24 protein-coding genes are annotated in these 24,781 nt (G+C 68.3%); 10 read left to right on the forward strand and 14 right to left on the reverse strand.

Annotated features, from left to right (window positions below; all coding sequences use genetic code 11):
* Nucleotides 1-26 precede the first annotated feature (26 nt).
* Nucleotides 27-635: a TetR/AcrR family transcriptional regulator gene (locus tag NMI01S_RS31965; RefSeq protein ID WP_063002467.1), complete on the reverse strand. Its 609-nt coding sequence runs from the start codon at nt 633-635 to the stop codon at nt 27-29.
* A gap of 102 nt (nt 636-737) precedes the next feature.
* Here NMI01S_RS31965 and NMI01S_RS31970 point away from each other — a divergent pair, with 102 nt between their 5' ends.
* Nucleotides 738-2,309, forward strand: coding sequence for an MFS transporter (locus NMI01S_RS31970; protein ID WP_063002468.1), 1,572 nt, complete (start codon nt 738-740; stop codon nt 2,307-2,309).
* A gap of 131 nt (nt 2,310-2,440) precedes the next feature.
* On the forward strand, nt 2,441-3,475 hold the full coding sequence (locus NMI01S_RS31975) for a Gfo/Idh/MocA family protein (protein WP_063002469.1): 1,035 nt from the start codon (nt 2,441-2,443) through the stop codon (nt 3,473-3,475).
* 7 nt (nt 3,476-3,482) lie between these two features.
* Here the strand turns inward: NMI01S_RS31975 and NMI01S_RS31980 are convergent, their stop codons facing one another.
* Complete coding sequence (locus NMI01S_RS31980) at nt 3,483-4,280, reverse strand: SAM-dependent methyltransferase (RefSeq protein WP_063002470.1); 798 nt, start codon at nt 4,278-4,280, stop codon at nt 3,483-3,485.
* Nucleotides 4,281-4,771: 491 nt separating this feature from the next.
* Between NMI01S_RS31980 and NMI01S_RS31985 the strand changes: the two genes are divergently transcribed.
* Entirely contained in the window at nt 4,772-6,268 is a 1,497-nt protein-coding gene (locus NMI01S_RS31985; protein WP_063002471.1) for a flavin-containing monooxygenase, read from the forward strand.
* 146 nt (nt 6,269-6,414) lie between these two features.
* Here the strand turns inward: NMI01S_RS31985 and NMI01S_RS31990 are convergent, their stop codons facing one another.
* A complete protein-coding gene (locus NMI01S_RS31990) occupies nt 6,415-7,026 on the reverse strand; it encodes a dihydrofolate reductase family protein (RefSeq protein ID WP_063002472.1) in 612 nt (203 codons plus the stop codon).
* Between the two features lie 370 nt (nt 7,027-7,396).
* Here NMI01S_RS31990 and NMI01S_RS31995 point away from each other — a divergent pair, with 370 nt between their 5' ends.
* Nucleotides 7,397-8,650, forward strand: coding sequence for a PucR family transcriptional regulator (locus NMI01S_RS31995; RefSeq protein ID WP_063002517.1), 1,254 nt, complete (start codon nt 7,397-7,399; stop codon nt 8,648-8,650).
* An 8-nt stretch (nt 8,651-8,658) separates the two neighbouring features.
* Here the strand turns inward: NMI01S_RS31995 and NMI01S_RS32000 are convergent, their stop codons facing one another.
* Together NMI01S_RS32000 and NMI01S_RS32005 are read right to left on the reverse strand one after the other, a co-directional pair.
* Nucleotides 8,659-9,846, reverse strand: a complete 1,188-nt coding sequence (locus NMI01S_RS32000) for an AI-2E family transporter (RefSeq protein WP_063002473.1) — start codon at nt 9,844-9,846, stop codon at nt 8,659-8,661.
* 75 nt (nt 9,847-9,921) lie between these two features.
* Nucleotides 9,922-10,959 carry an alpha/beta hydrolase gene (locus tag NMI01S_RS32005; RefSeq protein WP_063002474.1) on the reverse strand — a complete coding sequence of 346 codons (1,038 nt, stop codon included), beginning with the start codon at nt 10,957-10,959 and terminating at the stop codon, nt 9,922-9,924.
* Nucleotides 10,960-11,261: 302 nt separating this feature from the next.
* Between NMI01S_RS32005 and NMI01S_RS32010 the strand changes: the two genes are divergently transcribed.
* Nucleotides 11,262-12,296 (forward strand): alpha/beta hydrolase, encoded by a 1,035-nt coding sequence (locus tag NMI01S_RS32010; RefSeq protein ID WP_063002475.1) that lies wholly within the window; start codon nt 11,262-11,264, stop codon nt 12,294-12,296.
* A 13-nt stretch (nt 12,297-12,309) separates the two neighbouring features.
* Here the strand turns inward: NMI01S_RS32010 and NMI01S_RS32015 are convergent, their stop codons facing one another.
* Both NMI01S_RS32015 and NMI01S_RS32020 read right to left on the reverse strand, forming a co-directional pair.
* Nucleotides 12,310-12,903 carry a dihydrofolate reductase family protein gene (locus NMI01S_RS32015; protein ID WP_063002476.1) on the reverse strand — a complete coding sequence of 198 codons (594 nt, stop codon included), beginning with the start codon at nt 12,901-12,903 and terminating at the stop codon, nt 12,310-12,312.
* 28 nt (nt 12,904-12,931) lie between these two features.
* A complete protein-coding gene (locus NMI01S_RS32020; protein ID WP_063002477.1) occupies nt 12,932-13,741 on the reverse strand; it encodes a metalloregulator ArsR/SmtB family transcription factor in 810 nt (269 codons plus the stop codon).
* A gap of 174 nt (nt 13,742-13,915) precedes the next feature.
* On the opposite strand from NMI01S_RS32020, the gene NMI01S_RS32025 reads away from it, so the two are divergent.
* Together NMI01S_RS32025 and NMI01S_RS32030 are read left to right on the forward strand one after the other, a co-directional pair.
* On the forward strand, nt 13,916-15,112 hold the full coding sequence (locus NMI01S_RS32025; RefSeq protein ID WP_157126470.1) for an alpha/beta hydrolase family protein: 1,197 nt from the start codon (nt 13,916-13,918) through the stop codon (nt 15,110-15,112).
* A 98-nt stretch (nt 15,113-15,210) separates the two neighbouring features.
* A complete protein-coding gene (locus NMI01S_RS32030) occupies nt 15,211-15,573 on the forward strand; it encodes a GFA family protein (protein ID WP_063002479.1) in 363 nt (120 codons plus the stop codon).
* Nucleotides 15,574-15,667: 94 nt separating this feature from the next.
* Here the strand turns inward: NMI01S_RS32030 and NMI01S_RS32035 are convergent, their stop codons facing one another.
* Complete coding sequence (locus tag NMI01S_RS32035) at nt 15,668-16,276, reverse strand: GrpB family protein (RefSeq protein ID WP_245717119.1); 609 nt, start codon at nt 16,274-16,276, stop codon at nt 15,668-15,670.
* A 128-nt stretch (nt 16,277-16,404) separates the two neighbouring features.
* Here NMI01S_RS32035 and NMI01S_RS32040 point away from each other — a divergent pair, with 128 nt between their 5' ends.
* Nucleotides 16,405-16,830, forward strand: coding sequence for a pyridoxamine 5'-phosphate oxidase family protein (locus NMI01S_RS32040; protein ID WP_063002481.1), 426 nt, complete (start codon nt 16,405-16,407; stop codon nt 16,828-16,830).
* A 260-nt stretch (nt 16,831-17,090) separates the two neighbouring features.
* On the opposite strand, the gene NMI01S_RS32045 is transcribed toward NMI01S_RS32040, so the two are convergent.
* Entirely contained in the window at nt 17,091-17,957 is an 867-nt protein-coding gene (locus NMI01S_RS32045; RefSeq protein WP_063002482.1) for an alpha/beta fold hydrolase, read from the reverse strand.
* Nucleotides 17,958-17,961: 4 nt separating this feature from the next.
* Complete coding sequence (locus NMI01S_RS32050) at nt 17,962-18,756, reverse strand: dienelactone hydrolase family protein (protein ID WP_063002483.1); 795 nt, start codon at nt 18,754-18,756, stop codon at nt 17,962-17,964.
* Nucleotides 18,757-18,925: 169 nt separating this feature from the next.
* On the opposite strand from NMI01S_RS32050, the gene NMI01S_RS32055 reads away from it, so the two are divergent.
* A complete protein-coding gene (locus NMI01S_RS32055; RefSeq protein WP_063002484.1) occupies nt 18,926-19,906 on the forward strand; it encodes a helix-turn-helix transcriptional regulator in 981 nt (326 codons plus the stop codon).
* 56 nt (nt 19,907-19,962) lie between these two features.
* Entirely contained in the window at nt 19,963-20,589 is a 627-nt protein-coding gene (locus NMI01S_RS32060) for a hypothetical protein (RefSeq protein ID WP_063002485.1), read from the forward strand.
* A gap of 52 nt (nt 20,590-20,641) precedes the next feature.
* On the opposite strand, the gene NMI01S_RS32065 is transcribed toward NMI01S_RS32060, so the two are convergent.
* The 4 genes from NMI01S_RS32065 to NMI01S_RS32080 form a co-directional block, all read right to left on the reverse strand.
* Entirely contained in the window at nt 20,642-21,637 is a 996-nt protein-coding gene (locus NMI01S_RS32065) for a M56 family metallopeptidase (protein WP_063002486.1), read from the reverse strand.
* On the reverse strand, nt 21,634-22,032 hold the full coding sequence (locus tag NMI01S_RS32070; protein WP_063002487.1) for a BlaI/MecI/CopY family transcriptional regulator: 399 nt from the start codon (nt 22,030-22,032) through the stop codon (nt 21,634-21,636). Before NMI01S_RS32070 ends, NMI01S_RS32065 begins: the two co-directional genes overlap by 4 nt.
* Before the next feature lie 107 nt (nt 22,033-22,139).
* Nucleotides 22,140-22,886 carry a DUF8020 domain-containing protein gene (locus NMI01S_RS32075; RefSeq protein WP_063002488.1) on the reverse strand — a complete coding sequence of 249 codons (747 nt, stop codon included), beginning with the start codon at nt 22,884-22,886 and terminating at the stop codon, nt 22,140-22,142.
* A gap of 401 nt (nt 22,887-23,287) precedes the next feature.
* The gene (locus NMI01S_RS32080) at nt 23,288-24,748 is read right to left on the reverse strand and encodes an NHL repeat-containing protein (protein ID WP_245717120.1); all 1,461 of its coding nucleotides are present in this window, start codon (nt 24,746-24,748) and stop codon (nt 23,288-23,290) included.
* Nucleotides 24,749-24,781: the final 33 nt, after the last annotated feature.

A 24,781-nucleotide genomic window follows, 5' to 3' on the forward strand; every position in this document is an offset into this window, starting at 1 on the left:
CGAAACCGATTCGCACGCAGCCGATTTCAGCGCCCGCGCGCGCAGGCTGCGAGGAAATCGTCGACGATGCGGGTGCAGTCGTCGCGCCCGGCGCGGCCGATGCCGGTGAGCCGCACGAAGACGATCGGCCCGACGAGTTGCGCCAGCACCGCGGTGAGATCCCGATCGCCGAGTAGTGCGCGCGCCCGCGGGTCGTCGAACAATTCGTCGAACGGGCGTCGATAGGTGTCGATCAGATGGGCGCGCAGCGTTCCGGCCCGCGCGCCGTCGCCGTGCGCCTGCGCGTCGCCGGTCGCCAGCCACGCCAGCGTGGTCAGATGCAGCGGTACGTCGTTGATCGCCGCGGCCTGCCGGGTGAGCAGTTCGATCAGTCGCTCCCGCAGCGGACCCGCGTCCGGTATCTCGACCACCGGCGGCATCAGCTCTTCCAGGGTCGCGGCACGCAGCCGCGCCACGGTGTCGAAATGCCGGTACAGGGTGGTGCGCGCGACGCCCGAGCGGCGCGTCACCGCATCGATGGTGACCGCGTCCAATCCGCCGTCGCGCAATAATTCGGCCGCGGCGGCCAGCAGGCGGCGACGTGAGCGCGCCTTGCGCGGGTCGTCCTCGGATTCGATCGCGGCACTCGATGTCATGGTCTCAGGATTCCTCCTCGGCAAGTTCAGCGGCCGCACGGGATAGAAACGCTACTTCGAGTAGCATAGCGAAACTGAAAGTATCGTTTCTCGGGAGGCGCGATGAACGCAACCATGACCGAGCCCGTACCCGTGCGCACGCGATGGGTGATCGTCGTGTCCTGCCTGGCCGTCGCGCTGGTCGTCGCGTCGATGGCGGCGCTCTACACCGCCCTGCCGCGGATCGCCTCGGCCACCGGTGCCACGCAGTCCCAATTGACCTGGATCATCGACGGTTACACGCTCGCGCTGGCCTGTCTGGTACTGCCGGCCGGCGCCCTGGGGGACCGCTACGGCCGCCGCATCGTGATGATCATCGGATTGGCGGTGTTCGCGATCGCGTCGGCGATCCCGCTGGCGGTCGCGGGACCGGAATGGCTGATCGCCACGCGCGCACTGGCCGGAGTCGGTGCGGCACTGGTGATGCCGTCGACGCTCTCGTTGCTCACCGCCGGGGTCGAGCCGGATCGCCGCGATGTCGCGGTCGGTATCTGGGCGGGCACGGTCGGCGGCGGCGCGGTCATCGGCATCCTGGGCTCCGGAGTGCTGCTGTGGCGCTGGTCGTGGCTGTCGATCACACTCGCGATGGCGATCTCGGGCGCGATTCTGGCGGTCGCGGCGTGCACGGTCCCCGAATCGCAGGACGGCGAGCGGGCGCGGTTCGATCCGTGGGGTGCGGTGAGCGGCGCGGCCGCGGTCGGCCTGATCGTGATCGCGGCACTCGAGGCCCCGCAGCGCGGCTGGACCGATCCGATGGTGCTGGGCGCGGTCGTCGCCGGGCTCGCGGTCGGCGTGGCCTTCGCCGTCATCGAACTGCGCGCCGAGCACCCGCTTCTGGATGTGCGGCTGTTCGCCGGGCGCGGCTTCGGCACCGGGACACTGTCGGTGGCGGTCCAGTTTCTGGTCTCGTTCGGATTGTTCATGGTGATCGTGCAGTTCTTCCAGTTGATCCTGGGCTATTCGCCGCTGCTGTCGGCGGTCGCGATGGCGCCGATGATCGTGCCGATGGTGGGGTTGTCGGTGGTCGCGCCGTGGCTGGCGCAGCGGTTCGGGCTGCGGCTGCCCACGACGGTCGGGCTGGTCGTCGTCGGGATCGGGCTGCTGTGCCTGTCGCGGTTGACGTCCGCGAGCAGTTTCGTGGATGTGCTGTGGCCGCTGCTGATCATGAGCACCGGCCTCGGCTTGGCCGCGGCGCCGGCGACCGCGGCGATCGTGGACGGCGCGCCGGCCGACAAACAGGGTGTGGCGGCCGCGGTGAACGACGCCGCTCGCGAGATGGGTGCCGCGCTGGGCATCGCACTCGCCGGCAGTGTGCTGGCGGCCGGTTACAGCCACCGCATGGCCGAGATCGCCGACCGGATTCCCGAACCGATCCGCGGGCCCGTCACCGGTTCGCTCGCGGGCGCGCTGGCCGTGACCGAACGCCTCGGTCCGCAGGCGAATCCGCTTGCGGAACAGGCGAAATCCGCATTCGCGCACGGATTGCACCAGGCCACCCTCGTGCTCGGGGTGCTGACTCTGGTACTCGCGGCGATCCTCGGAGTGTGGGCGCCCTCTCGGGCGCGATCCGGTGCCGGAGCTGCCGACTCCGACTCCGCCGACTCCGAATCGGCTGCCGGAGCCGGGAAACGGTGAGCCGGTGTGTCGGGGCCGTCGTCCCCGCGCGGGAGTACGCGGCCGTGTTGTGATGGTCGCGGGCCGGGCACCGGTCACCCGCGGGTGTGAGGGTCGGCCCGCGCGAGCGGAGGTCGAATCGAGGAGCGGCGATGGCGCAGGCGAATGTGGCGGTGATCGGATACGGGTTGTCCGGGGCGGTGTTCCACGCCCCGCTGATCGCCGCCGACCCCCGGCTCCGCGTGGCCGCGGTGGTGACCTCCTCGCCGGAGCGGGCCGACCAGGCGCGCGCGGAACATCCCGGCGTGCGGGTCTTCGCCACCGCTGACGAATTGTTCGGCGCCGCAACGGATATCGATCTGGTGGTCATCGCGAGCCCCAACCGCACCCACAGCTTCCTGACGCTGCGGGCCGTGGCGGCCGGGCTGCCGGTGGTGGTCGACAAACCCTTCGCCCTGACCGCCGCCGAGGGTGAGGCGATGATCGAGGCCGCCCAGCGGGCGGGCACCATGCTGACGGTATTTCAGAATCGGCGCTGGGACAGCGACTTTCGCACGGTACGCCGGCTGATGGCCGACGGCGCCCTGGGCGAGGTGCGCCGCTTCGAGTCCCGGTTCGAGCGGTGGCGGCCGCGGATCAAGGGCGGGTGGCGAGAGGTCGGAGGCGCCGACGAAGGCGCGGGCATCCTCTACGACCTGGGCAGTCATCTGATCGACCAGGCGCTCGACCTGTTCGGACCGGTCGACGACGTCTACAGCGAACTCGACGCCCGGCGCCCCGGCGTGCATGCCGACGACGATGTCTTCGTGGCGCTCACCCATGCCTCGGGCGTGCGGTCGCATCTCTGGATGAGCGCCGTCGCGCCGCAGCTGGGTCCGCGCTTCCGGGTGCTCGGTTCCGAAGCCGGTTACGTCTGTTACGGGCTGGACCCGCAGGAATCGGCACTGCGGGCCGGTCGTCGTCCCGGCGACGGGCAGCCGTGGGGGAGTGTCGATCCCGTCGACTGGGGTCAGCTCGGCGCCGAGGGCGATCTACGCTTGACCCCCAGCGAACCCGGCGCCTATCCGGACTTCTACGCCGGGGTGGCCGCCGCCCTGCTGGACGGCGCCGAACCGCCGGTGGATCCCGCCGACGCCGTTGCGGCCCTGCGCATCATCGAGCGGGCGCGCGCGGTGGCGGCTCGATGAGCGGCCGTCAAGGCTTGCGGGCGACCCCGCCGTAGGCCGCGATCTCGGCGGCGCGGCCGACCTCGCGGGAGTCGGGCAGCCATTGCGTGATGCAGGTGAAGCCGGGCTCGACGAACTCGAGTCCGTCGAAGGCGGCGGCGATCTCGGCACGCGTGCGCGGATAGTACGGTGTGCCACCGGTTTTCGCGTACTCCGCGCACAGGTCGACATACGGCTGACTGTCGTCGGTGCCGTCCCAGAGCACCAGGTAGCTACCGGAGGGTACCGCCGCCAGCACCGTGCGCACGATGCGCAGCATGTCCTCGTAGCTGCGGGCGTGGCCGAGGACGCCCATGAACATGACGGCGACCGGCTCCTGCAGATTCAGGATGGCGTCCGCCTCGGCGATGATCTTCTCCGGCTCGTGGAAATCGGCGTTGACGTAGGTGGTCACGCCCTCCGGGGTGGTGCTGGTGAGCAGCGCGCGGGCGTGCGCGAGGACCAGCGGGTCGTGGTCGACGTAGACGACCTTGGCGTCGGGCGCGACACTCTGCGCCACCTCGTGGGTGTTCTGCATCGTCGGCAAACCGGTTCCGATATCGAGGAATTGCCGGATTCCGGCCTCGCCGGCCAGATGACGCACCGCCCGGATCAGGAATTGCCGCGACTGCACCGCCATGGTCGCGATATCCGGATCGATCTGCAGACTCGCCTCACCGACGGCGCGGTCGACCTCGTAATTGTCCTTGCCGCCCATCCAGAAATTCCAGATGCGCGCCGAGTGCGGGATATCGGTGCGGATCTGTGCCGGATCGTCGATGGCCATGAGTACTGAGCTCCCGTAGGTGTGGGGCGCCGCTGAACCGCGCGGCATCTCGTCGGTGCGAACTACGCGAGTATAGACCTCCTCGCTGCGGTTGTGGCGGAATATGTTGCAGGGCCGAAATATTCGCCACCGATATGCGGGATGGAGTGTGCGGCTCGAGCGGATACGTCCGGTGGTTGATGTGCGGCAAGGGTATTCGGGGAGAGCCGGCGTCGCCACGGTGGTGACGGCACCGCTCACATGTAGTTAGCTGAAAATGCGCTAAACCAACCTTTCTGCTGGCGTCGCCGTCGGTGGCGTACGCTTTCGCTCTCGCTTCCGACGGCGGACGTTTGGTGTCTCTCAACACTAATCAAGCGTCCAATCTGGAAAGTTGTCCATATCGGCGTATCGAATCGGCGCATGCCATTCGGTCTGCGCCAGCGCGGTTTTAGGTTTTCCTTGCCTCAGGACGTAAGGTTGCCGATCGGTTACTGGATATCTCTTCTCACATGGAGGTGGTAGAGGGCTTGCACAGCACAGTGGTCGTCGTCGGGTCCGGATTCGGGGGGATCGGCATGGGAACGGCGCTGCGGCGCGCGGGGATGGACGATTTCGTCATCTTGGAGGAATCGCCCGAATTGGGTGGCGTGTGGCGAGACAACACGTATCCGGGGTGCAACTGTGACGTACCCGCGCACCTGTATTCGTTCTCGTTCGCGCCGTACCGCGATACGGCCGTTCGCTTTCCGGGCCGCCGCCGGACCTTGGAATATCTACGGTCCGTCGCCGCCGCCGAGGGCCTACCCTCCCATCTGCGCACCGGCACCGCCGTCACCGAGGCGACATACTCGGAACCGCAGGCTCGCTGGGAATTGCGGACCGCCAACGGGATTCGGCTCACCGCCGATATCGTGGTCTTCGCCGTCGGCCAATTGCATCGCCCGAACATTCCGGAGATCCCGGGCCGCGACGAATTCGGCGGCGCGTCGTTCCACACCGCCAACTGGGATCACGCCACAGATCTGCGCGGCCGGCGGATCGCGCTGATCGGCACCGGATCCAGTGCGGCGCAATGCCTGCCGGCACTCGCCGACACCGCCGCATCCGTGCGGATATTCCAGCGCACGCCGCAGTGGATCCTGCCCAAACCGGCCCCCGAATTCGGCCCGGCGACCCGTGCGGCGCTCCGGCTGCCCGGTGCGCAGCGCGCCTACCGCTGGGCTCTGCAACAGGCCGCCGACTCACTGCTGGCGCCGATGATGCACCGCCGATGGCCCGCCCGGCCCGCGGAATGGGCAGCGCGGCAGTATCTTCGACGGAGCATCGCCGATCCGGTGCTACGCGGCCGGCTCACCCCGGATTATCCGATCGGCGCCAAACGGATCGTCTTCGACAGTCACTTCTATCGGACGCTGCGCCGCGACAACGTGGAATTGGCCACCGCCGCGATCGCTCGCATCACCCGCGACGGCATCCTGACCGCCGACGGCGGACGCTACGACGCCGACGTCATCGTCTACGCGACGGGTTTCCGTGCCTCCGAATTCCTGGCCCCGATCACGGTGCGCGGCCGCGGCGGCCGGTCCCTGCAGGATCGATGGCGTTCGGGGCCGGATGCCTTCATGGGCCTGGCGGTGCCGGGATTTCCCAACGCCTTTCTCATCGCCGGACCCAACTCGTTCACCCCGGCGGGCAGCAATCCGATGATGAAGGAGCATCAGATCGCCTACATCATGCGCTGCCTGCGCTGGCGCGACGAGATCGGTGCGGCGGCGATCGAGGTGCGCGCCGACGCGATGGCGGCGCATCGGGAATGGCTGGCCGACGCGCTCGCGACCACGGTGTGGTCGACGGATGTGCCGAGCTGGTACACCCACGACAGCGGTGCGATCACCAATCCTTGGCCCGCCTCCGTACGCACCTACGCCCGGATGCTGCGCCGTCCGCCGGCGCTGAGCTTCGCGCCGGTGCACCACACCGCCACCGCCGAAGCGGTCGGCGCCTGACCCGCTCGTCCGAGAAGCCGCCCGGCGCGAAAGCCATTGCGCCGGGCGGTCTTTCGGTCAGGCCACGGTGGAAACGGTAGGTCGCCGGGTCGCGTCGTCGCGCCCGTCGAGTGACGGAATCGGTGTATGTCACCCGGGCGCGGCGATCAGTCCTCGTCGTGTGCCAGATGTTGCTTGGCCTGGTCGTAGTCGCCCTCGAGGTGGTGGCCGGGCCCGTAGACGAAGTGGACCACCCCGGTGCGGAAGGTGGTCGAGCGCAGCAGGGTGAGTGGGAGGGGGGCGTCGGCCTCGTCGAACAGGCGCATGCCGGACCGCACCGCGATCGGATGCACCAGCAGATGCAGTTCGTCGAGCAGTCCCGCGTCGAGCAGCGCGCGCACCACCGATACCGACCCGGAGATGGCGATATCGCCGCCGGATTCCTGCTTCAACGCCGTCACACCGGCGATCAGATCACCCTGCAGCACTTCGGAATTGCGCCAGGTGAAGGTGAGATCGCTGCGCGACACCACGATCTTGCGGGCGTCGCCCAGCTTGCGGCCGAAGTCGGCGTCCGGCCCGCCCGCGGCCTCGCGTTCCGGCCAGGCGCCGGCGAAGCTGTCGTAGGTCTTGCGCCCCAGCAGCAGGGTGTCGGCGGTGCCGAGCTGGGCATCGACCGCCGCGCCCATCTCGTCGTTGTAATACGGAAAGTGCCAATCCTGCGGGTTCTCGACGACGCCGTCGAGAGCGATGAACAAGCCGGCCGTGATCGTGCGCATGATGTCTCCTGGATCCGAAAGTCCCTGTCGCACGATCCGACGGCGCGGGCGCGGCGAACTCATCGCCGCCGGAGAAAGCGCCGCGGATCCAGACGCGGCGGCGGGAACGAAGCAAAAAGTGAGCGGTTCCCCATATTTTGTCGGCAAATATTCCGTTCATCCCGTGCTGTCGCCGATTCGCCCAGGTCAGAGCCTATGCCGCGAGGTGTCGACTATGTCCAAAACGGAGTAGAAGGTGAGCGGAGACTCGCATTACCGTTCCAACAGGTAACACATACGGCCGGTGATCGGGCGATGTCGATATCGCTCGATCACCGATCCGGCAGATCTCGCGAAGGCTGCGGATCTGGTCCGTGACAAGGAGGTCAAAGTGACTACAGCAAGCACAGTCGGTGCTGAGCGCGCGATATCCGGCCGCGCCACCTCGCTGTCCATGCGGGATGCGCAGGCCATGTCCCGGGAACTGGTCCTACACCTCGGCGGATCCGTGGCGCCGTTCACCACCCTGCCCGCCGACGTGATGTCCGGTGACGTATCGGCGGTCGCGCGGATCTGTGTGGAATGGTCGATTCGCCGGGTCAACGGCGGGGATCTTCCCGAACGCACCGATCGCCTGCGGGCCGCGGCCGCGCGCTGGTGCCGCGCCGGCATCCCGATCGAAGTTGTCGTGCACGCGGTTCACGAGGGATTCAAAGCCGGACTTGACCTGCTGTTCGCCCGTGCCCAGGCCAGCGATGCCGAACTCGTCGTCAAGGGCACCGCCACGGCGCTGGAACTGCTGGACCTCATCACCGCGACGGTCAGCAAGGCCTATGTCCAGGAACGCCGCGCCGACGCCGTCGAGCACCACACCGCCGTGCACACGCTCACCTCGGCGCTGCTCGGCGGGCACGCCACCACGAAAATGGCGCGCGAATGCGGGATCCGAATCGCCGAGCGGTATCACGTTCTCGCACTGTGGATTCCGCCGCACCCCGACGAGACGCATCCGCGGCTGGACCGGAACGTGGTCGCGCGCCGCAAACTGCGGCGGGTGCAGGCCGCGCTGGCGAAACTGCTGCGCAACCAGCCGCTCGCCATGCTGTCGGTCGACGGGGGTACCGTGCTCGTCCCCGAAACCGCCTGCACCGAACCGGAATTGGACGACCTCGTGGCCCAGCTGTCGGAGCTGGCCGGGGTGCCGCTGACCGCCGCGGTGGTGGGCGCCGCCGCGGCCGACGTCCCGGCCGCGGCCCAACAGGCCCACGATCTGCTCGACACGGTGCGCCGGCTCGGACGCGGGCCCGGAGTCCATCGCTTCGCCGAACTCGCGCTGCAATACCAGCTCACCCGGCCCGGGATCGGCCGCGACATCCTCGATGCCCGCCTCGCGCCGCTCGACGACCACCCCGAACTGCTGGAAACACTGCACGTCTTCTTCAACACCGACCTCAACCGGCAACGCGCCGCGCGACAGTTGTGCATCCACCCGAACACCATCGATTACCGGCTGCGCCGCATCGGCCAGCTGACCGGCTTCGACCCGTCCCGGACCACCGGATTGTGGTATCTGCGTTCGGCATTGATCGCGCGGCTCAGCATCGCCGACCGCGAGGCGTCGACGCCGGAACGACGGCCCGCCTGACCCGGACCTCATGCGTCGGGGCCGGCCGGTGGCCGCTCGGTGGTGCCGTCCAGGTGCGGGTACACCACCTCCTGCACGATCAGCAGGACCGCGGCGGCGCACGGGATCGCCAGCAGTGCGCCGAGGATGCCGAGCAGGGCGCCGCCCAGGATGATCGCCACCACCGTGACCACCGCTGGCACCCGGACGGTGCGGTCCATGATGCGCGGGACGAGCAGATAGTCCTCCAGCAGCCGCATCGCGAGGAAGAATCCGGCCGTGGCGATGCTCACCGGCAGCGAGACGGTCAGCGCGACGGCGGTGATGATCAGCCCGGCAACCGTCGAGCCGATCAGCGGCACCAGATCCAGCAGGGCCACCAGCACCGAGAGGATCAGGGGGTACGGCACCGAGAACACCGTCAGCCAGACGAAAGTGGCGATCGCGGTGATCAGCGAGATCAGCAGATTGCCCAGGACGTATCCGCCGACCTTGGCGAAGATGGCGTCGCCGAGCAGAATGGCGCGGGGACGGCGCGACTGCGGGAAGAACCGGTACAGGCTGTGCCGTATCCGCGGGAAATTCGCCGAGAAGTAGATGGTGAGCACCACGACGATCAACGCACTGGCCAGCGCGCCGAAGACCCGCTCACCGGCGCCGAGCAGGCCGTGCCGCAGCGAGGGGTTGTCGGTGAGCCCGTGTTGGAGTTCCTGATCCAGGTGCAATCGCTGCGACCACGATCGGACCAGCGGGTACTGGTTCTCCAGGTCGTGCAGCCGGTCGGTGGCGTGGTCGACCAGATCGCCGCCCTGGATGATCAGCGGTGTGATGGCCGCGGCCAGGAATCCGGCGACGAGCAGTGTCGCACAACCGAATACGACCGCCACCGCCGCCCAGCGCGGCAGCCGGTGCCGATGCAGCCAGGCGACCACCGGCTCGATTCCGATCGCCAGGAACAGCGCGACGCCCACCAGGACGAGGGCCTGCCGTGCGGTCGCCAGCATCTGCACGACGCCGATCGCGAGGAGTACGCCGAGGCCGCCGGTCACGCCGATCACGAACGGAGAATTGCGGTCGAACCGCGGGCCCGGCCGCCCATGAGGGTGCCGCGCACCGGCCGACTCGGAGGCCGCGCGCTCGGCTGCCGCGATCGGCTCCGGGACGGACGGTGCGCCCTGCGGCCCGCGCTCGGCGTCCGAATCGGCGGAACTGCCCATTCTTGGCAGCGTAGTGCCCGCGCGCCCTGCTCGGGCCGGACCAGGTGAGCGGGCCGGTACCGAAACCGGGTCGGCTCACAGTCCCAGTGCCCGCGCGAATACCGGCCAGCTCCGGTGCAGGTCCTCCTGCCAGTAGCCCCAGGAATGGGTGCCGGCGGGACGCATGTCGAAGGTGGCGGGGATGGCGAGCTCGGTGAGTCGGTTACGCAGTTCGCGGGTACAGCGGACCGCGCCGGTTTCCAGTGCTCCGCCGACAAGGATCTGATCGGCCAATTTCGCCGGGCTGGAATGGATTCCGGGACCGTCCAGGGTGTCGAGCGGTCCGGGGATCCCGGTGCCGGTGGAGACGTAGATCGCGGTGCCGCGCAAGCGATCCGCGTGCAGATAGGGGTCGTTGGCCGCCCACGCCGGGTCCGTCGGCGGCCCCCACATGTTCACCGTATTACCCATACCGCCGCCCACGACCGCGTCGACGATGAGCTGACCCACAGGATCGCTGGTGCGTGCGCAACCGGAGTACGACCCGATCGCCCGGTACAAGCCTGGGGCGGCCAGTGCCAGCTGAAAGACCGAGGTGCCGGCCATGGATATGCCGATGATCGCGTTCGTGCCGTTCCCGCCGAAACCGGAGTCGATGATCGGCGGCAGTTCCTCGGTCAGGAACGTCGTCCACCGCTGCCGCCCCAGGACCGGGTCGTCGGCCCGCCAGTCGGTGAAATAACTGCTGGCGCCGCCGAACGGCACCACGACAGTCACCTGTCGATCGGCGAAGAACTGTGCGATATCGGTCCGGTTGATCCAGTTTCCGTCGGCGCCGCCGTCGATACCGTTCAGCAGATACACCGTGGGGGCAGGGCGCGAGCGGTCGGGCGCCGGAAGGACCTCCAGGCGGACCGGGCTGTTCATCGCCGCGGAGTGGACGGTGACCGTGAGGGCGCGCGGCGAACCGGGCGCAGCGGTCGTCAGGACGGAACCGTCGGGGGAGGGGCGGGCGTCCGTTATGGCTTGTGTGGCCGAAACCGAGGCGGCGGCAGGCGAATCCGGGGCGGCGGCAGGAGGCTGGACGGCAGGTGGCTGGGCGGCGGCCGAACCGCACGCGAGCCCGGCCGTCATCGACAGCGCTACGGCCAGTCGAGCCGGGGCGCGGCAGAAGCCTTGTGAGACAGCAGAATTCACGCGCCGCCTTTCTTGGGTACGAAACCGCGGAACCGCTGACGCCGACGATAGGTCGGTACCGTGCTGCCCGACAATCACGTCGCGGCGGTTTTGGCCCGTATGCCAGCGCGGGCACGCCCGGCCTGGTAATGGCCACAAATTCCGCGCTATCGGCTACCGGGGCGAGGGCCGGCGTCGTTGACTGTGGTCGGCCGCCGGGGAGTCGTGCCGCGAACACATGTCGAGATCGGAGTGCGACGATGGTCAGCCGTCCGCTGAGAATGCGCATCGCCCGTGCCGTCGCTGTGCTGTCGGCCGTGGTCACCGTGGCGGCCGCGATCACCGCCACCAACGCGAGCGCCGATCCCGACGATCCGGCGACGGTCACCGCGCCCGACGGTTCGCATATCAGCGATATCCATCGGCGCGACGACCGGATCCTCGATATCGGCGTGTACTCGGCGGCGATGCGCACTGTGACTCGCGTACAACTGATTCGGGCCGCCGACCCGGACCGGCCGGCGCCGACGCTGTATCTGCTCAACGGCGCCAACGGTGGCATCAGCGACGGCAGTTGGTCCGATCGCACCGATATCGCCGGATTCTTCGCCGGCAAGCAGGTCAATGTGGTGGTGCCGTTCGGTGGCGCCAGCAGTTACTTCACCGATTGGCGTGCCGACGATCCGGTGCTGGGGCGGCAGCGGTGGCGCACCTTCCTGACCAAGGAATTGCCGCCGATCATCGACTCCGGTTTCGGCGGTACCGGGGTGAACGCGATCGCGGGAATTTCGATGGCGGGGACCTCGGTCTTCCAGCTGGCGCTGGCCGCTCCGGGGTTGTACAAGGCGGTCGGCTCGTACTCCGGATGTGTGCGCACCAGCGATCCTCAAGGCCAGTTGATCGTCGACGCCGTGGTCGGAAATCGGATGGGTAATACGGTGAACATGTGGGGGCCGCCGACGGACCCGGCGTGGGCGGCCAACGACCCCTATCTGCACGCGGATCGCTTGCGCGGCACCGCGATCTACGTCTCCACCGGCACCGGGATCCCCGGACCGCTCGACACCTTCCAGGGCGCCCATGGCGACGCGACGCAACTCGCGTATCAACTGGTCTTCGGCGCGGCGCTCGAAGGGGTGACGAATATCTGCACTCACCAGTTGCACGACCGCTTGCAACAACTCGGCGTGCCCGCGACCTTCGATTTCCGGCCGACCGGTACCCATTCCTGGGGTTACTGGCAGGACGACCTGCACACTTCCTGGCCGCTGTTCGCCGCCGCCCTCGGCGCGTGACCGCGCGACCCGCTCAGCGCACGCGATCGTAGACGACGGCCAGCTCGCCCAGCTCACCCGTTTCCTGATGCGAGAGTGTCCAATTCGTCGCCGGTAGGCCGTCGTCGAACAGACGCGGTCCGCCACCGGCGATCTCCGGGCACACGATGAGATAGAGGCGGTCGAGCAGATCGGCTGCGAGCAGATCCTTGATGACGCTCGCGCTGCTGTTGACCAGGATGTCGCCGCTGCCGGTGCCGCGCAGGTCGGCGATCACGTCGGCGGCCGGGGCGTTCACGATGCGGGTGCGGTCCCAGGGTGCGTCGGTCAGTGTCCGGGACAGCACCACCTTCTCCGTATCGACCAGCCACTTCGCATATCCGCGATCGCGCGGGTCGGCGGAGTCGTCGGCCGCGACCGAAGGCCAGAAGCCCAGGAAACCCTCCGCGTTGCGCCGGCCGAGCACCGCCGTCGTGGCGTTCTCCCGCATCCGGGTGAGATGGTCGCGCGCGACCTCGGTGGTCGCGTAGCGCACGATCGGGCCCATATCGCCCGGGCCGGCGGGGCCGTGGTACCGGCCGTCGAGGGTGATGCCGAGGTTGGCGGTCACTCTGCGGGTGTCGCTCATCGTGGGGCTCCTTTGTGGTGTCGTCTTGCTATTCGGTGGACGTGGATGCGCCGACGGCGTCGGCGAGGTTGTCGAGGACTGTGGCCCAACCGGTTTCGATGCCGGCGATGAAAGCGACCGCGTCGACGGTGGTGTCGGTGATGGTCAACGCCAAGTGCAACCGGGCGCCCTCGGAGGTCTCGGTGAGGGTGAGGGTGTAGCGGCCGGTGAAGGCCACCGCGCCCGCGGCATCCAGGACGGACAGATCGAAGACCAGGCGCTCGTCCTTCTCCGCTGCCAGCACGCGCCCCCGCGAGCGATACCGCTGCCCCTCGGGATCGCGATAGTCCAGCACGGCCCGGCCACCGGGTGTGGGTTCGAGTACGCATTCGGTGATGCGCATCGGCGCCGGTGCCCACCAGGCCGCCAGCAGGTCCGGATCGACCCAGTGCCGCCACACGGCGTCACGCGGCGCGGACAGTATGCGCTCGAAGCTGAACGACCGCCCATCCGCCCACCGATCCCGCTGCGCCGCAGCGGTTTCCGCGTCGATCGCCGCACGGTAGCGGGCAACCACATCCCGCTCACCGGCGTGCGCCTCGGCGGTCTCCGCCACCTCGCACAGCCGCCGCCCCAGCTCACGCAGCGGTCCCGCCTCGAGGGCGTACACCCGCCGCTGCCCCAGCGGAAAAACTGCCACCACCCCCGCCCGCGCCAGCGTCTGCAGATGTTTGGTCGTCTGCGGCTGCCGCAACCCGGTCGCCTCCGCCAACTCCCCAACCGAACGAGGCCGCTCGGCCAGCAGCTCGATGATCCGCCACCGCGAACCGTCGCCCAAGGCGGAGAAGATCTGATCCATGAGCTAAGTATTCACTGGAAAGAATATTCGTGTCAAGGAATATCTTGGTGTTCCCGGTGCCGACCCGTCCCGACCGTGCGGAAGACGCGTCGATGACCGCGCGTGTGAGGCCCATCGTTCGGCCGGCTGTCTTGTAGCGTTGCCCGCTGACGGTGGAAGGGCTGGGGAGTTGTCATGAAACGCAAAGGTTTACGACAGCGGATCGCAGCCGTGGCGGTCGCGACAATCGCCTCCACCGTGCCTCTCGGCGCAGCGCAAGCAGCCCCTTCGGTGCGCCCTGTGGTGGTGACGTTGCCAGCTCCGACGGGCACCTACCCGGTCGGCGTGAGTGATTGGTATCTGGACGATGCCGACCGCGCGGATCCGTGGACGTCGGACCGCCGGGAATTGATGGTGCAGATCTGGTATCCGGCCGCTGACAGGTCGCCGGCACCGACCGCGGAATGGATGCCACCCGGCGGCCGAGAAGAGCAAGCCGAGTACCTCACCGAACTCGGGGTCCCCTCTGGCAGTTGGATTCTCGCGCCCAGTCACAGCCTGCGGGACGCGCCGGCCCGTGCCGACGGAAAACCGTTTCCGGTGCTTCTGAATTCACCCGGCATGGGCGATACGAGCGGATGGAGCACCGCTCAGGCCGAAGACCTCGCCAGCCACGGCTATATCGTGGTCGCGATCAACCACACCCACGAAGCGTTCGCGGTGCAATTTCCCGATGGACACACCGGACGTACTCGGGTCCCGCTGGATTCGCCGCAACACATCCTTCCCGACCTGCTCCTGCCGACCAGAGTCGCCGATGCACGATTCGTCCTCGACCGGCTGGCCGCGGCCGCCCGACAGCCCGGCAGCACTGAACTTCCCCAGCATCTGGCCGAGGATCTCGACCTGTCGAAGACCGGGATGTTCGGCCACTCGCTGGGCGGGTCGACGACCGTGCAGACCATGCGCGACGACATCCGTATCCGTGCCGGCGCCGACTTGGATGGACCGATTCTGGGGTCGGTCGCCGCTGACGGGCTCGACCGGCCGCTGCTGATGCTGGCCAGCGACACCTCGCCCTGGTTCGGTCAGCCGGGATGGGAACCCCGCTCGGAAAACAACACAGGGCTGAAGTTCCCGCTGCGCATCGCAGGAACTAAGCACATGTCGCTGTGCGACCAACAGATCGTCCTGCCGCAATTGACGGCGGCAGGTCTGCTCGAGCCCGCCGAGAAGGCCGAAGCGGTCGGCACGATAGACGCGGCTCGCTCCCTCGACCTGCAACGGGCAACCCTGCTTGCCTACTTCGACACCAACTTCAGCCGCGCCGTCCCCGACATCCCCCAAATGCTCGCCAGGATCGCTCAGCCGGAGATGCTCCCTCACCCGTGAAACCGGCCGATCGCCCCCTGTGCCCGGGGGGTTCTGTCGGATCTCTCTCGTATGGTCCCTTCGGAACCGGCGCGGGGCCGGGCGCGTGAAGGAGTGATATGGACGGCGGCTGTCTCTGCGGCAATATCCGGTTCTCCGCGACCGGCGACCCTGACTTCCCTCACCTGTGCTCGTGCGAGCACTGTCAGCGGCTCTCGGGTGCGCCGGTGATGGCGTGGGTGTCCTTCCCGGAGAAGGGATTCGCGTGGATCGGTCCGGGCGGTGAGCCGACCTGGTTCGAGACGTTCCCGCGGATCTGCCGCGGGTTCTGCCCGAAGTGCGGTTCCTCGATAGCGTCCAAGGGCGATGACGCCGGCTTGGTGGGCGTCACGATCACGGCGTTGGACGATCATTCCGGGCTGATCCCGGTCAAGCAGAGCTTCGCGCACAACGCCGTTCCGTGGCTGGCGCCGTTGCGTTGAGACGCCGCTCTCGCGGGACTGGCCATCCGAGCCGTCCTGCGAGGACTTTCTCAGCCGCCGCTGCCGACCTATGCGCGAAACCGACGGTCCGGCTTCAACTTTGGGCAGCGTGGTGGAAAGCTCGGCCGTAGATTTCATCGATGACGCGGTTCTTGGCCAGGTTGTAGTCGGCCGGCGTGTCTGCGGTCTCAGCGGCGAGATCGCGCTTGGCGGTTCCATAGAGGTCCCGGTCGCTGGGGTGGGTGCGTAGCCAGTCCCGAAAGACCAGGTGCCGGATGTGCTCGGGAGCGTTCGGGCTGAAGACGTGGAGATTCACCGCCGGGTCGGTGCGGGTGAGCATGCGGTGCTGGTGCCAGGAAGGCTCTCGCAGAACCAGGCGCAAACCGGCTCGTTCCAGGTGAGGAACATAGGTGACCTCGTCGGCGGAGTCGGCCACGATGAGGTCGATGTCGATGATCGGTTTGGCGGCCAGGCCGGGTACGGCGGTGCTTCCGACATGCTCGACGGTGATCCTTCGACCGGCAAGGGCTTCCCGGATTGCTTCGGCCTGCTCGTCGAATATTCGTGGCCAGCGCGGGTCATATGGGACGAGAACGATGGGCTCGATCTCCGGGGGAGTCCCAGCGACCCACGCGGCGGCCATCTGTTCTGGGATACTGCACAGCCGTTGAGTTATCTCGGGCGGAAACGGCACGGTAGACACACCTCCTGGCAGCGGACGACAAGCTCTTGAACGTACCTCGCCGCCGACGGTGTGGTTGCGCGATGCGCTGTGCGGGGTTCGACGGCACAGTTGTGAAACCTGTTCATCGGCAACGAAGATAGGAGGCTGTGCGGCGACTGGACGAACTCGAAATCGAAGAACTGCTGTCCTCCGACACCGTCGCCCGCCTGGCGACGATCGACTCGCAAGGGTATCCGCACGTCACGCCGATCTGGTTTCTGTGGGTCGATGAAGCCTTCTACCTGACCAGCTACGCGGGCCGCCCGCATCTGGGCCGAATCGCGCGGAATCCGCGGGTGGGCCTCGTCATCGACGTGGAGGCTGCGATCCGTCCCGACGGTGAGCGGCCGAACAAGCAGATCCGGGTAATCGGTGATGCCACCGTTTCGGTTGATCGTGGCGGAGTGTGGACCTCCCGCATTCGAGCCAAATATGTCGATGCCGCAGCCCGCGTAGTCGGTGACATGGCGGAGCCGGAGAGGATGCGTATCACGATCACTCCCCGTACTGTCACAGCCATCGCCAGCATCTGATCGCCCCTGTGCCCGAACATATCTCGTTCACCGCTGCGCTGTCCTGGGCGGACGCGGAGGTCGGTGACCCGGCGTTCGCGTATCGCCGGCAATTCGGGTGACGCATTCCTTCGTCGCGTAACGGCCGGAAGTGCACGCAGCGGTGGCGAGGGAACCGTTGCGATCGTTGCCCTCGCCACCGAAGGCCGGGACAGGCCCGGCTGGTGGTGGACCCGTCGTGGCGAGACAACGATCGTTGTTCGCCGCGAACGGTTTCCGAATCACCGGTGGGTGTCGAGCACCTCTCGCAACCGCTGTGCGAATTCCTCGGGCCGGCCCGCGTAGGCGGCGTCGCCGCCGACGAAACCGCTGTGATGGCTGGGGAATACGGTGGGCTGTTGTCCGAGCAGGGCGGCTGTCGCTGCCGCGGTGCGGCCGGTCAGTACGTTCCCGGTCTCCTCGCCGACCGCGATGAGGACGTGGGTGGGGGCTGCGGTCAGTGCGGCGACGTCGGGCCGGTAGCCGCTGACCGCCCAGGACCGGTCCGAGACCAGCGGGTCGTCGCGGGAGCCGTCGTCTTCGGTGGGCATTCCGAACTGCGCCGGGTCGGGGGTGGGCAGGGTGAAGAACTCGTCGGTGAATTCGCCCTGCCACGACGCCATCGCGATGAATGCCGCCATACCGGCGCCGAATCCCTTGGCCTCGTACACATCTCGCACGCCGATCTGTGCGCGGCGGGCCGCTTCCGCATCGGGCAGCACCGGCAGAATCGGCGGCTCGTGCGCGATGAGTGTGGTCACATCGCCGGGGTGGGCGGACACCAGGGCCAGGGCGGTCACGGCTCCGCCGCTGCTGGCGAAGATCTCCACCGGACCGCCGATGTGCTCGATGAGCGCGTGCAGATCCTCGGCCTGTACGACGGGAGAATTGTCGGTCCGCCCGTCCTTGCGCACGCTGCGCCCCAGCCCGCGCGGGTCGTAGGTGATCACGGTGCGGTCGGGGAAGTAGGAGGCGAGGGTGGCGAAACCGTCGGCCGTCATCGGCTGGCCGACCATGAGCAGGGGCGCCCGGCCGTCGGCGGTGGGCAACGGACCGCGGACGTCGTAGGTGAGATCGGCCTCGGGCGTGCTGAGGATTTCTGTCTGCATGCTCCTAGGACGAGGCGGGCGCCGGAAATTCATCGGTCACCGCCCCCAGCGTCGCGGCGAACAACTCGGTCACACGCTGCCAGGAATCGGCCGCGGCCGCCGCGTCGTGCACCGGACGTCCGGGGAAGAAATACGCGTGCTGCGCGCCGGGATAGACGACCAGTTCGTAATCCGCCCTCGCCTGCGCGAGCGCGGCGTCGATGGCCGCGCGCTGCTCGGCGTCGATCACATGGTCGCGCTCGGCGAGCAGGAGCAGCAGCCGGGTGCCATGTTCGGCGATCGACGAGGTGTGGGCGAGCAGCGGATCCGGGATGCTCAACGCGGTACCGGCGACCGGCAGCCAGCCGGGGTAGAAGATCGCCGCGGCGTCCAGATCCAGCCTGGTCGCGGCGAAGTAGGTGATGTGCCCGCCGAGGCTGAAACCGAGGGCGCCGGTGGTGTCGCCGCCCTCACCCTGTTCGCGGGCGAAGGCCACGGTCGCGCGCAGATCCGCCTCCACGCCGTCGCGGGTGAGCGTGCCGAGCAGCTCGAAGGCCCGCGCCCGGTTCTCGTCGGTTTCGGCCAGTCCGTCGGCGGTCTCCGGTCCGCACCGGTGATACAGATTCGCGACCACCGCCACATATCCCAGCGCGGCCACCCGGTCGACCACCGCCCGCACTTCGGCTGTCAGACCCCACAATTCGGCGCCGACCAGCACCACCGGCAACCGGCCGCCGCGCGCCGGTCGCGCCAGATAGACGGCCATCGGTGAACCGTCCACCTCGACCTCGGCATGCCGGCCCACGATTTCCTCGGTCATTCCCAGCCTCCACTGTGCCGCGACCTGCCGATCAGGTTGCGCCCCAGGCATTCTGCCGCAGCGAGGCCGCTGTCCCCAGCGATGAATCGGCGACGTGGCCGACCACGCGCCCGGCGAGCGGCGTGTATAACGGTCGGAAACTGTCCTAGTTCTGCGCGAGAATGGGCCGGTGACCGATACGACGCAGCGCCTGCTCACCCTCCTGTCGCTGCTGCAGACACCGCGCGAATGGTCGGGGAGTGAGCTCTCGCAGCGACTGGGCGTCAGCGCGCGGACCGTGCGCCGCGATATCGATCGGCTGCGCGAACTCGACTATCCGGTGCAGGCGACGATGGGTGTGTACGGCGGATATCGGCTGGCCGCGGGGACGGCGATGCCGCCGCTGCTGCTCGACGACCACGAGGCGGTGTCCACCGCGATCGGGCTGCGGACGGTCGCCGCGCATGCGTTGCCCGGTGCGGACGAGGCGGCGGTGCGAGCGCTGGCCAAACTGGAGCAGGTGCTCCCGACCCGGCTGCGGGCCCGCGTGCGGTCGGTGAGCGCGGCCACCGAAACACTTGCCGCCGAATCGGATTCGCCGGTCGACACCGCCGTGTTGACGGTACTGGCCGCCGCGATCGGCGGGCGCGAACAACTGCGCTTCGGTTACGTCTCGAACTCCGGCGCGCGGACCCGGCGACTGGTCGATCCGCATCGCCTGGTCGCCGCGGGGCAGCGCTGGTACCTGGTCGCCTTCGATCGCGAGCGCGACGATTGGCGGATCTTCCGGATCGACCGCATCGAGACTCCGCGGCCGATCGGCTTGCGCACCGAGGCACGGGAATTGCCCGCCGAGGACGCGGCCACCTACGTTCGCGATTCGTTGTATTCGATGGCGCCGGTGTACCGCGCGGAGGTGACCGTGTTCGCCCCGGCGGCCATCGTTCGCGCCGGCGCGAGTGCGCTCGGCGATATCGAGGACGTCGACGAGCACACCTGCCGGCTGCGCACCGAGGCCGACACCGTGCAATGGCTCGTCGTGCGACTGCTGCGGCTCGGCCACGACTTCCGCGTCGACTCGCCGCCCGAACTCGCCGATCATGTCCGCGAACTCGGCGCCCGTTTGCAGCGCGCCGCACCCGCGCATTCGGGGGCTAAAAAGCTACGGTGACCGGATCTACGCAATTTCTCAGCAAGCTGTACCGGAATACTCGAGGAGAACTGGTTATGCGTCGACTGAGTGTCACCCGTCGTCTCACCGCGGCAGCGGCGGCAGCCGCGGCGGCGTCCGTGGTCTTCGCCGGTCCCGTCGTGGCGGAACCCGCTGCCGTGGACTGGTCCGCGGCGACCGCACATCTGCGAGCGGCGGCGGCCGGGAATCCGGCGGCCGAACAGGCTGTCGACCGGCTGCTCGCCGCGGGGCCGACCGTCGAGCAGGCGGCTCTGCCCGCCCAGCCGTTCCAGATTCCCGCCCAATCCGACATCGGGCGCGGCACCGGCCCCGGCGTCTACGGGTCCGGAATCGCGTTGAGCTACGACGGCTTCCGCCTCGGCTTCTTCGGCGGCCCGGGCACCATCGCCCCGAACCAGGCCGGGGCGAATCTGCAGGTCGTCTGGTACAACCTGTCGAACGGGCGCAGCGGCACCCAGACCCTGCTCGAACACAACGACGTACCGGTGGACACCACCATCCGCACGCCGGCCTTCGATCCGGGAGCGGGCATAGTCGTGGCCGCGGTGTACGGGACGCTCTGGCACCGGTGGCCGATCCCCGTTTCCGATGCCAACCCGGACGGTTTCCAGTACCAGCTGGGCACCATTTCCGTCCCGTCGTTCGGCGCCTTCTACAACTGAGCGAACGACAGTGCGCGGGGCCGGTTCGCAGCGAACCGGTCCCGCCGCTGTCTCAATGGACGAACGGCAGACAGCCCGCCATCCCGAAGTGCACCAGCAGATATCCGGACGCCGGTACCGAGGCGACGAGGGCCGCGAACAGCGCGAGCGGAATCCCGCGACCGGCCCGCCTCGTACGCGAGTCGGCGCGCACCAGCCGGTGCACCCGGTCGGCGACGGCGAGCGTACTGGTGCCCAGCGCGGTATCCGGTAGCAGCGAGCGGATTTCGGCATCGCCGGTCGCTCCGGACAGGGTGAGCAGCGCGGTGAGTACGGCCGTGCGGCTGTGGCGCCCTGCGGCGCGGTCGTCGGCGCACATTTCCAGCAGCTGGGCGATGCGGTCGTCGGCGGCCGCGAACAGCGGAATGCGTGGCAGCGTAGTGGTCAGTGCCCGGGTCGAGGCCCGGATCAGATGATGCCGCCCGGCCAGGTGCGCGTCCTCGTGGGCGAGTACCGCCGCCAGTTGCGGCCGATCCAGCGCGGCCACCGCGGCGCTGGTCACCACGACCGTTCCCGGTCGCCCCGCCACACAGTAGGCCGCCCGTTGCGGCGCATCGATGACCACCGCCGCGGCCGCATTGGTGTCGTCGTCCAGCCGCCGCCCGATGAGCGATGCCGATCGGGCGTGCCGGGCGCTACTGCGTCCCGCGCGCACGACCGCACCGATCACCCGCACGCCCCGAACCACGACGAATCCGATCAGCGCGAGTGCCGAGATCAGCGCCGCGAACTGCGCGACCGGACCGTGGCTGCCGTCGGCGGTCGCGTGCACGGCCACCACACAGTCGTCGAACAGGTGGGCCATCGGCAGATCCCAGGTGTGGGCGACCTGCACGGCCAGAGCCACCGCAGCGGCCGCCCACGCGCCGAGGACGGCGGCGATCGCGGCGAGCCAGGCCAGCACCCCGAGCGCGGGGACGCTGCCGTGCGCGGTGAGCCGGGTCAGGATCGGCGGCCCGAGAACGCAGACCAGTGCCGAATAGCTCAGCAGGCACAGCGCGAGGGTCACTCGGCGACCTCGGTCCCCGGCTGCTCGGTGTGGGCGTTCCGGGATTTCGCGCGGCGCAGCACCTTGCGCAGTGCGGCGGTGTCGTCGTCGGAGATCTGCTCGACGAAATGGGCGAGAACCACATCGGAGCGGCCGCCGCCGAGCGCCTCGCGCATCAACTGGGCGCTGTACTGTTCGCGGCTCAGGCGCGCGCGATAGCGATAGGCCTTGCCATCGCGTTCGCGTTCCAGCCAGCCCTTGCGGTGCAGATTGTCCATGGTGGTCATGACCGTGGTGTAGGCGATTTCCCGGCTGCGCAGCAGATCCTCGAACACGGTTCGCACGGTGATGGTGTCGGGAGCGGACCAGATGCGGTCCATCACCACCGCCTCCAGATCCCCGAAACGATGTGCCATCGCACCTCTCCACCATCGACTACGTACCGGGATAGTACCCATTCCCAGCCCTCGGGAACGGCTGTGGCCCCGCCGAAACGACGGGGCCACAGGGTGGGAGAGCCGGTTCAGGAAGCGGCCGGAGCAGGTGCGTTGAGGGTGTTGTACATCTGCACCGCGCTCGCGATACCGACCGGGACGCCGAGGATGGCGGCGCCGATCAGCGGTCCGACGGTGGCACCGAGTCCGGCGCCGACCAGGCAGCCGGCCGCACCGCTACCGAGGAAGAACTCCGGCACCAGGGCGAAGCCGATCGTCGCGCCGAGCACGCAACCGGTGATGCCGCCCACCGCGCCGCCGGCGAGGCTGCCGATACCGGTCGCCAGCCCGAACTGGGTGGCGGCCACGCTCAGGGCGGAGTTGAACTCGTCCTGGGTGTAGATCGGCTGGGCGGAGGTGACCGGTTGTTCGACGGCGGCCGGCTGGGGCGCCGGCTGCTGTGCGGCCGCCTGCTGGGTCTCCGGCAGCGAGGCGGGTGCGGTGGCGGCCTGTTCGGCCTTGGGCGAGGTGGCCAGGGCGGTACCGGCGACCAGGGCGCCGCTGCCGTCCTTGACCTGGAACTGGGTGCCCACCGTGGTGAGCGAACCCAGTCCGGTCTGAATGTTGACCGAGCCGTCCTGCGTATTGCTGGTGTAGCGCACGCCCGGAAGGATTTCGGTGGTCAGTGTGAACGGGTCGGCGGCGATCGGTGCGCCGGCGGCGGGGGCCGCGGACGTGCCGGTGGCGGCGTTCGCAGTGGTGGCGGTGGTGGCTACGGCACCGGTCACCATCAGAGCTATGGTCGCGCCGGAGACCAAACGGGTGGTCTTGTTCATCGGATCCTCATCGTGGTCGATCGGATAAGGCGGCGAGCGATCGGGAATTCCAGGGGGAGAATTGCCGAATTATCCGCTGCCGGTGCGAAATCCGGATTATCCGGACCGCGCGAACCGAGATTAACGAGTACCGAACCCGTGTAAAGGTACGACGCGAAAACGTTTACGGTTGAGAAATGTTGCTAACCAAGCGGATACAGCTGCGTAATAAGCCTTTAACGTGAGAACCGAATGGACCGAGCGGATTCCGGACATCGTCGCCGTCCATTCAACTATCTACGTACGCATTTAGTAGGGGATCGTACGTATCCTTCGGCGACAGTAGCAATCTCGGAGCGATCGGAAAAATCACAGGGGCGAGACCGGTAGCGGTCTCGCCCCTGCGGCAGCCGAAACTTCGTTCAGCTCGGTGTGATCCGGAACAGTCCGGTCGTGGTGCCCTGGTACTGCACGCGGCCCGGCGCGATCGTGCCGACCATCTGCAGGGTGTCGTGCACGGTGCTGGTGCCGATCAATCGGCTGGAATTCTCCGTGCCGGTTTCCGCGTCGATCACGACGAGGTGATAGGTGTCGATCACCGCTCCGGCGCTGCCGGTATCGATGCCGGCGATCTGATTCTTGCGGGCGACCGTGTAGATCTTGCCGTCCGCCAAGGAAAGCCGGGGGACCGCAGCGGATTTCACATCGCTGGCCCATTTCCGGGTGCACCCGTTACCGTCGGCATTCACGTCGATGCGGACCATGCCGCCGGTGAAGTCGGCTTTGTCCGGCTCGCTCGGGCCGGCGTTGTCCGGCAGCGCCGGATACGGATAGCCGTAGGTGCTCGCCACGAAGACGCTGTTGCCCGAGCCGATCGGCGAGTTCTCGGTGCCGTCCACCGCGGGCACCGAGCAGACCGGGCGGCCGGTGCGGGTGTCGTAGACGAGCAGATTCTCCTGCGGCACCGCATTGTCGGTGATCGCCAGATAATCGGTACCGTCGCGGGGGCCGAAGAAGGTCGGACTGGCCCCGCTGCCCCAGCTGAGCTGCCCGGGTTTGCGTGCCGGGCCGCGATCGTAGGGCTGGCGCCACACCTGGTGCGGAGCGCCCGAGGCATCCGCGGTGAACAGGTAGGTGGCGTGATCGGTGGTGACCGCGGTGCCCTCCGGGGCGGTCGAGATGCTGTTGTCGACGTGTTCACCGGGCAGCGTGATCGACTGCGCGGCACCGGTTTTCGGATCAACGGCGCCCACCGCGCCGTTGGCGGTGGCGAACCACACCCGGCCGTCGCGATCGGGCATCAGCGAGGCGACGCTGTCGCAGCCGTTCCCGCCGCAGTGGCCGGTCACCGCGGCGCCGAGCGGAGTCGAGGAGGCGATGGCCAGCTTCCAGTCGTTGCCGTCCTTCGTATGCGCGACCCGCACCAGATTGTCGTCACCGTCGACCATGACCATGTGATCGGCATTGTCCAGATAGGCGTAGACCCCGCCGAGCAGACCACCCTTGGGTAGTGACAGCGACGTGAGCGGCTGACCGCTGTTCGGGTCGAGCAGGAATATCTTGGGCGAACGGTCGGTGATGGTGGTGCACAACGCCTGCGGCATACCGTCGGAGCCCTGCAGAATGGTCGGGCACGCGGCGGCCAGTTCCCGGAACTGCGCGTTCACCGCGCCGGTACCGACGCCCGGCAGCGGAGTGCTGTCGGAGGATTCCGCATCGCCGTGCATGGTGGCGGTGCCGACCGGCCCGAGATACGGATCGACCGGAGGGGGTGGACCGAACGCGGCGTTCGCGGTTCCCGCGCCGATGGTCAGTATCGCCGCCGCGGCGGCAGCGATCGAGGTGATCGCGCCCTCGGTAAAGCCCTTACGTCGCACAAGCACTCCTCGATATGATTATTCGTATCGAATGATTCA

The organism is Nocardia mikamii NBRC 108933, assembly GCF_001613505.1.
Classification (GTDB): domain Bacteria; phylum Actinomycetota; class Actinomycetes; order Mycobacteriales; family Mycobacteriaceae; genus Nocardia; species Nocardia mikamii.

Coding starts and splice junctions, on each gene's coding strand:
- NMI01S_RS31965 (WP_063002467.1), bottom strand. CDS start 635: ATGACATCGAGTGCCGCGATCGAATCCGAGGACGACCCGCGCAAGGCG.
- NMI01S_RS31970 (WP_063002468.1), top strand. CDS start 738: ATGAACGCAACCATGACCGAGCCCGTACCCGTGCGCACGCGATGGGTG.
- NMI01S_RS31975 (WP_063002469.1), top strand. CDS start 2,441: ATGGCGCAGGCGAATGTGGCGGTGATCGGATACGGGTTGTCCGGGGCG.
- NMI01S_RS31980 (WP_063002470.1), bottom strand. CDS start 4,280: ATGGCCATCGACGATCCGGCACAGATCCGCACCGATATCCCGCACTCG.
- NMI01S_RS31985 (WP_063002471.1), top strand. CDS start 4,772: ATGGAGGTGGTAGAGGGCTTGCACAGCACAGTGGTCGTCGTCGGGTCC.
- NMI01S_RS31990 (WP_063002472.1), bottom strand. CDS start 7,026: ATGCGCACGATCACGGCCGGCTTGTTCATCGCTCTCGACGGCGTCGTC.
- NMI01S_RS32000 (WP_063002473.1), bottom strand. CDS start 9,846: ATGGGCAGTTCCGCCGATTCGGACGCCGAGCGCGGGCCGCAGGGCGCA.
- NMI01S_RS32005 (WP_063002474.1), bottom strand. CDS start 10,959: ATGACGGCCGGGCTCGCGTGCGGTTCGGCCGCCGCCCAGCCACCTGCC.
- NMI01S_RS32010 (WP_063002475.1), top strand. CDS start 11,262: ATGGTCAGCCGTCCGCTGAGAATGCGCATCGCCCGTGCCGTCGCTGTG.
- NMI01S_RS32015 (WP_063002476.1), bottom strand. CDS start 12,903: ATGAGCGACACCCGCAGAGTGACCGCCAACCTCGGCATCACCCTCGAC.
- NMI01S_RS32020 (WP_063002477.1), bottom strand. CDS start 13,741: ATGGATCAGATCTTCTCCGCCTTGGGCGACGGTTCGCGGTGGCGGATC.
- NMI01S_RS32025 (WP_157126470.1), top strand. CDS start 13,916: ATGAAACGCAAAGGTTTACGACAGCGGATCGCAGCCGTGGCGGTCGCG.
- NMI01S_RS32030 (WP_063002479.1), top strand. CDS start 15,211: ATGGACGGCGGCTGTCTCTGCGGCAATATCCGGTTCTCCGCGACCGGC.
- NMI01S_RS32045 (WP_063002482.1), bottom strand. CDS start 17,957: ATGCAGACAGAAATCCTCAGCACGCCCGAGGCCGATCTCACCTACGAC.
- NMI01S_RS32050 (WP_063002483.1), bottom strand. CDS start 18,756: ATGACCGAGGAAATCGTGGGCCGGCATGCCGAGGTCGAGGTGGACGGT.
- NMI01S_RS32060 (WP_063002485.1), top strand. CDS start 19,963: ATGCGTCGACTGAGTGTCACCCGTCGTCTCACCGCGGCAGCGGCGGCA.
- NMI01S_RS32070 (WP_063002487.1), bottom strand. CDS start 22,032: ATGGCACATCGTTTCGGGGATCTGGAGGCGGTGGTGATGGACCGCATC.
- NMI01S_RS32075 (WP_063002488.1), bottom strand. CDS start 22,886: ATGAACAAGACCACCCGTTTGGTCTCCGGCGCGACCATAGCTCTGATG.